Origin of the sequence: Acetobacter syzygii (assembly GCF_000964225.1) — a bacterium.
In the GTDB taxonomy this organism is placed as follows: domain Bacteria; phylum Pseudomonadota; class Alphaproteobacteria; order Acetobacterales; family Acetobacteraceae; genus Acetobacter; species Acetobacter syzygii.
In genome coordinates, this window is record NZ_BAMZ01000032.1 from 1 (window position 1) to 6,017 (window position 6,017).

2 protein-coding genes and 1 pseudogene are annotated in these 6,017 nt (G+C 51.4%); 2 read left to right on the plus strand and 1 reads right to left on the minus strand.

Annotated features, from left to right (window positions below):
• Window positions 1-37: 37 nt before the first annotated feature.
• A complete protein-coding gene (locus tag Absy_RS11130) occupies window positions 38-490 on the minus strand; it encodes a hypothetical protein (protein WP_148315551.1) in 453 nt (150 codons plus the stop codon).
• On the opposite strand from Absy_RS11130, the pseudogene Absy_RS11135 reads away from it, so the two are divergent.
• Window positions 472-1,521: pseudogene (locus tag Absy_RS11135) on the plus strand (tyrosine-type recombinase/integrase); the annotation flags it as partial. The gene Absy_RS11130 and the pseudogene Absy_RS11135 overlap by 19 nt on opposite strands.
• A 237-nt stretch (window positions 1,522-1,758) precedes the next feature.
• A partial coding sequence (locus Absy_RS11140) for a DEAD/DEAH box helicase (RefSeq protein ID WP_084597154.1) occupies window positions 1,759-6,017 on the plus strand: 4,259 nt, incomplete at its 3' end.

Genomic DNA, 6,017 nt, shown 5'->3' on the forward strand with positions numbered 1-6,017 from the left:
GTTCAGATAAAAACGTCTCCACAAAACCCGGGGCAATTCACAATTCCGTAAACCGGGCCACCTTTTCGTTCCTGATACGAATAAAGCGGGAGTCCAGACTGCGTCCGTTAGCGAGGGTTTCAGCAAACACCACATGCCAGTGCCGGTCATAGCTTTGGCCATCAGCCCGCTTTTTCTGATGCTCCACAATCATCAAGGGTGGGTCAGCCCCAAATTCACTTTGGTAGAGTGTCACTATCTTCTGGAATGTCTCAGGAGATGTCGCCTGTTCCGGGCTGAGGATAACGTGACGCAAGCCATAGCGCCGTTTGGCGTGGCGGGCATCTTTGACCGCCTCTGCAAGGGCGAATTCCCTGCCCTGCACTATTCTGACCTCTTCATTCTCGTCAGTTCGCATGAGGTGGCGGAACAGATGGCGGTGCGTGCTTTCTGCTGCCGATGTCAGCACCGATGCCAAAAGCCCGAACAGTGAAGAAACCAGCCAAAACACCCAAAGCCCAACCTTTAATGCTCTCCGGTGCCCTGAAACGCTTTGTCTTGGACAGTCCCCATGCCAGTGCTGACACCAAGAAAGCGACCCAACGCGCCGTAGACCTGTTCCTACAAGCTTTTGGCGATGCTCCTGTGTCCATTATCGGTGGCGAGAAGGCCGGAGCCTTCCGTGACCTGCTGTTTTCCCTTCCCGCATCGCTGGGCAAACGTAAAAGCAGCCTTACCCTTGAAGAAGAAGCACAGCGAGCCAAAGAGGAAGGTTTACCAACATTGAGTGGCAAGAGCGTGAAAAACCATATGATGCGTCTCTCCGCGCTCTGGAACCAGTTACACCAGCGCGAACTGGTCACACGCAACCCATGGACAGGCTGGAATTTTGAGAATGGACAGAAGATAGTCAGGAGAAGCTGGACGACAAAGGAACTCGCTTTGCTGGCGTCCGCCTCATGGCACAGCACATCCGTGCCAGAACAGACATTCCGACTGGTCACCCTTATTGCTGCCTATTCGGGTATGCGGCTGGGTGAAATCTGCACCTTACGGAAAGAAGACCTCCAAAGCGTTGACGGTATCTCTTGCTTCCTCATTCGCCCACACCCCGAAACCGGCTGGGCACCCAAGACAGAAGCTGGCACCCGCATTGTGCCCGTGCATTCTAAACTCATTGAAGCCGGTATTCTGGCTCTTAAGGATACCTCAGACGACCCATACCTCATTCCCGGCTTGGAGACTTCAAAACAGGGTGTCAGGGGCGCAGCACTGGGACGAGCGTTCTCATTGCTTAAAACCCGGATTGGCCTGCCAGCAGAAATCACCTTTCACTCATTCCGGCATACCGTATCGACTCAGCTCAGAAATGCCAAAGCCGACATTCGAGAAATATGGATTGACCGCCTGCTGGGTCATGAAGCCAGCCATAAAAGTCAGGGCACCACAACCTATCTTACGGGCATCACCACCGCCAATCTCAGACAAACCATAGAGGCCATAAGCTACCCGGAAACAGCCTTCAAAAAAGGAACGTTTTAAAAGGGAGCCAGCAGTGTCAAATGGCTACCCATTCGACATCTGGCAAGGGGGAGGAACCTCCCCCGTTGACCCCCAAAAAGGCAGTTTACTGTCTTTATTTCTTCCCTATGCAAAGGTGGACAGAGTGGAAAAAAAGCGCGATTTCACCCTTCCACATTACAGGGTCATAAAGACACGACTTTACTGACAGACGTTGAGCGATAAGATGAAATATCTTATCTTTGAAGGCCTCTGTTTATGTCTGCTCTTTCTACCCTCCTTGATACTCTTCGCCATATGGCCGTCACCGAGAGCGAAAAAGGGACATATTTTGAGGAATTGGTCGTCTGCTACCTACGGACAGAACCCAGCTATGTCGATCTCTATGACAAGGTCTGGCCCTACAAGGGATGGGCAAAGGAAGAAGGGTTTCCTGTCAAGGATACAGGTATCGACCTTGTGGCCAGAGAACGAGGTACGGGCAATCTCCATGCCATCCAGTGCAAATTCTATGCCCCCGACCACAAGATAACCAAAAAGGATATCGACACCTTCTTCTCAGCGTCCGGCAAAAGCTGGTTCTCGCATCGCGTCATTGTCGCGACCACGAACCACTGGAACAGCAACGCCGAAGACACACTGGCCAACCAGCACCCGCCCGTTAGCAAGATTGACCTGCTCGACCTTGAAACCAGCGTCATCGACTGGTCACAGTATCAGCCGAAACAGAAGCCTGTCCTACGGGAGAAAAAGAGACCCCGCGAGCATCAGAAAACGGCTATCGGGAACGTGCTGGCAGGTTTCGAGACTCATAACCGTGGCCGACTCATCATGGCTTGCGGCACAGGAAAAACCTTCACCAGCCTGAAACTGGCAGAAGAACTGGTTGGCGCTGGTGGCCGCGTCCTGTTTCTGGTTCCCAGCCTGTCCCTGCTCTCCCAATCCCTCACAGAATGGACCCAGGAAAGCCAGATTCCCCTTCATAGCTTCGCCGTCTGTTCAGACAGTGATGTGGGAAAAAAGAAGGCGTCCAACGACGACGAAATCAAGGTCAAGGTTCACGAGCTTCGGTACCCTGCGACCACAAACCCTGAACGACTGGCGACCGAATATCAAAAACGTCATGACGCCACCCATATGACGGTAGTGTTCTCTACCTATCATTCCATTGATGTCATTAATCAGGCTCAGAAAGACTATGACTTCCCGGAATTCGATCTGATTGTTTGCGATGAAGCCCATCGCACCACCGGTGTGACCTTTGGTGGAGAAGAGAACGACAGCGCCTTTGTGAAGGTCCATAATCAGGATTACCTGCATGGCCAACGTCGTCTCTACATGACGGCCACACCCCGTATCTATGGCGATGTGGCTCAAGAGAAAGCTGAAAAGGAAGGAGCCGTCGTCTATGGCATGAACAATGCCGAGATTTTTGGTCCTGAGTTCCATGTCATCACCTTCTCCGAAGCGGTCAGACGCAAACTACTGGTCGATTACAAAGTCATCGTGCTGGCTGTTGATGAGGGTACAGTCAGCGCAAGGCTTCAGAAGCTTCTGGACGACCCCGAAAATGGCCTGAAAGTCGATGATGCCGCCAAAATTGTCGGATGCTGGAAAGCTCTGGCCAAGATCGGTCTGTCACAAGATGGCGTGGAAGACCCCGAGCCTATGAAACGAGCCGTGGCGTTCTGTCAGGTTATCTCTCCTGACTACAAAGGGCGCGCCCACAAGGTCAGTTCCGTTCAGATTGCCGAGATGTTCCAGAAAGTGGTCGAGGAATACCAGCAAGAGGACGGTATCGAACCGGGAGCCTACCTGACCTGCGAAGCAGAACATGTCGATGGCGGGATGAATGCCAGCGAAAAGGAAGGCAAGCTCTCTTGGCTGAAAGAGGAAACGCCAGACAAAACCTGCCGGGTACTGTCCAACGTTCGATGCCTTTCTGAAGGTGTGGATGTTCCCGCCCTTGATGCTGTCCTGTTCCTGACACCTCGTAATTCTCAGGTTGATGTGGTGCAGTCAGTCGGTCGCGTGATGCGGAATGCACCCGGCAAAAAGCGGGGTTATGTGGTTCTGCCTGTTGTCATTCCTGCGGGCACACCGCCTGAGCAGTCTCTGGACAATAATCAGGCTTATAAGGTGGTCTGGCAGGTGCTTCAGGCTCTTCGGTCTCACGATGACCGCTTCGACAACATGGTTAATAAGATGGACCTTCAGGCGAAGCCTGATACATCGCGCATGGAAGTTGTCGCTGTTACAAAAAAAATTACTCAGAAAACGATGGCCCTGAGCACCGGGACAACTCAGAAGGCGCATTCCTCCTACAACCTCGGAAAACAATCCTCTACGCCCCGTGATGATGAGCGGCAGATGCCCATGCAATATGAGGTTGGGGAAATCGAACGCGCCATTTATGCCAAAATCGTCAAGAAGGTTGGTAACCGCCACCACTGGGAAGACTGGGCTGGTGATATTGCCAAGATTGCCCAGACCCACATTACCCGTATCACCACGATCCTTGATAACCCCGAAAATGTTCAGGCGCGTGCTGCGTTCGATCAGTTCGTCTCTGACCTGCGCTCTGAATTGAATGACAGCATCAACCGGGAAGAAATTATCGAGATGCTGGCCCAGCACCTCATTACCCGTCCGGTGTTTGAAGCTCTGTTCTCAGGCCACAGCTTTGTCTCCGACAACCCCATGTCCAAAGCCATGCAGTCCGTTCTGGATGCTCTGGACAAACACAGTCTGCACAAGGAAGCCGACACGCTGGAAGACTTCTATGCCAATGTGCGGGAACGCGCCTCAGGCATAGATACGGCCTATGGTCGGCAAAAGGTTATCAAGGAACTGTATGACGGGTTTTTCCAGCAGGCCTTCCCCCGCCTGAAAGAGCGCCTCGGGATTGTCTACACCCCGCTAGAAGTCGTGGACTTTATTATTCACTCCATCAATGACGTGCTGGAAAGCGAGTTCGGCCAGACACTGGGCAGCGAGGGTGTCCATATCATGGACCCCTTCACAGGCACCGGAACCTTCATTACCCGCCTGCTGCAAAGTAGCCTGATTACAAAAAAACAGCTACTCCACAAGTTCAAACATGAACTTCACGCCAACGAGATTGTCCTACTGGCCTATTACATTGCCTCTATCAATATCGAGGCGACCTTCTCTGACCTGATGGAGGGGAAATACGAGCCATTTGAAGGCATTTGCCTGACAGATACCTTCCGCCTAAATGAAGCGCATGACCTGATTGGCTCCACGCTGGAAGACAACAATAAACGTATCAAAAAACAGAAAAAGCTCGATATCCGCGTCATCATGGGCAACCCGCCCTACTCTGTTGGGCAGGAAAGCGGGAACGATAATAATCAGAACGTGGCTTACCCCGCACTGGATGCCCGCATTGCCGAAACCTACGCAAAGCGAACGACCGCCACAAATAAACGCGCCCTATACGACAGCTATATTCGGGCCATCCGCTGGGCTTCTGACCGTATTGGAAATTGTGGCGTTATTGGCTTTGTAACCAATGCGGGCTTTTTAGACGCTAACACCGCTAATGGCCTACGATTGTGCCTAGCAGAAGAATTCTCTTGCATTCATGTGTTCCATCTTCGGGGAAACCAGAGGACTTCTGGTGAAACCTCCCGTAAAGAAGGAGGAAAGATTTTTGATGCCGGTAGCCGCGCTCCGATTGCCATTTCCATTCTGGCAAAGAACCCAGACGCTACGGAACAAGGCCATATCCTGTTTCATGACATCGGGGATTATCTCACCCGCGATCAGAAGCTAGAAAAAATTGCTGAACTAGCCAGCATAAACGGGCTAACCCAAGCAGACCTGTGGCAGAGCGTTACACCAGATGAGCATGGTGACTGGCTAAGACAGAGAGATGACAGCTTCGGGAAATTTATTTCCATTGGAAGTAAAGAAAAAGATGCTGGGCCAGTTTTGTTTGAGCTATTTTCTCGGGGAATTGCGACAGCCCGTGATGCATGGTGTTATAATGCAGGGAAAAGCCGCCTAACCTCGAATGTACAGGCCACAATTGATACATACAACTCAGAACTGAACCGCTTTAACAATAGTTTCCCCTCCCTCAATAGGAAAGAGCGAGAAAAAGCACTTTCCAGCTTTATTGATACAGACCCAACAACGATAAGTTGGTCAGATGGCTTCAAGCAGGATTTTGCACGGAATGCACAATTAGATTTTTCAGAAAATGCTCTAACCCAATCTATCTACCGCCCATTCACGCGCCAGTGGCTTTACTACGACCGTAAACTCAACGAGCGCGTCTACCAAATGCCTCGGATTTTCCCTAATGCAATAGCATACAATCAAGTAATCTGCGTTCCCGGGTTGGGAGGAGACAAGGGTTTTTCAGCTTTCATGACCAATAATATTATTGATTTAAACCTCGCCCCCGCAATGGGGGGCTATCAGGCCTTCCCGCAATTTGCTTATGAAACAGAGCAACAGAGCAACAGAGCAACAGAGCAACAGAGCAA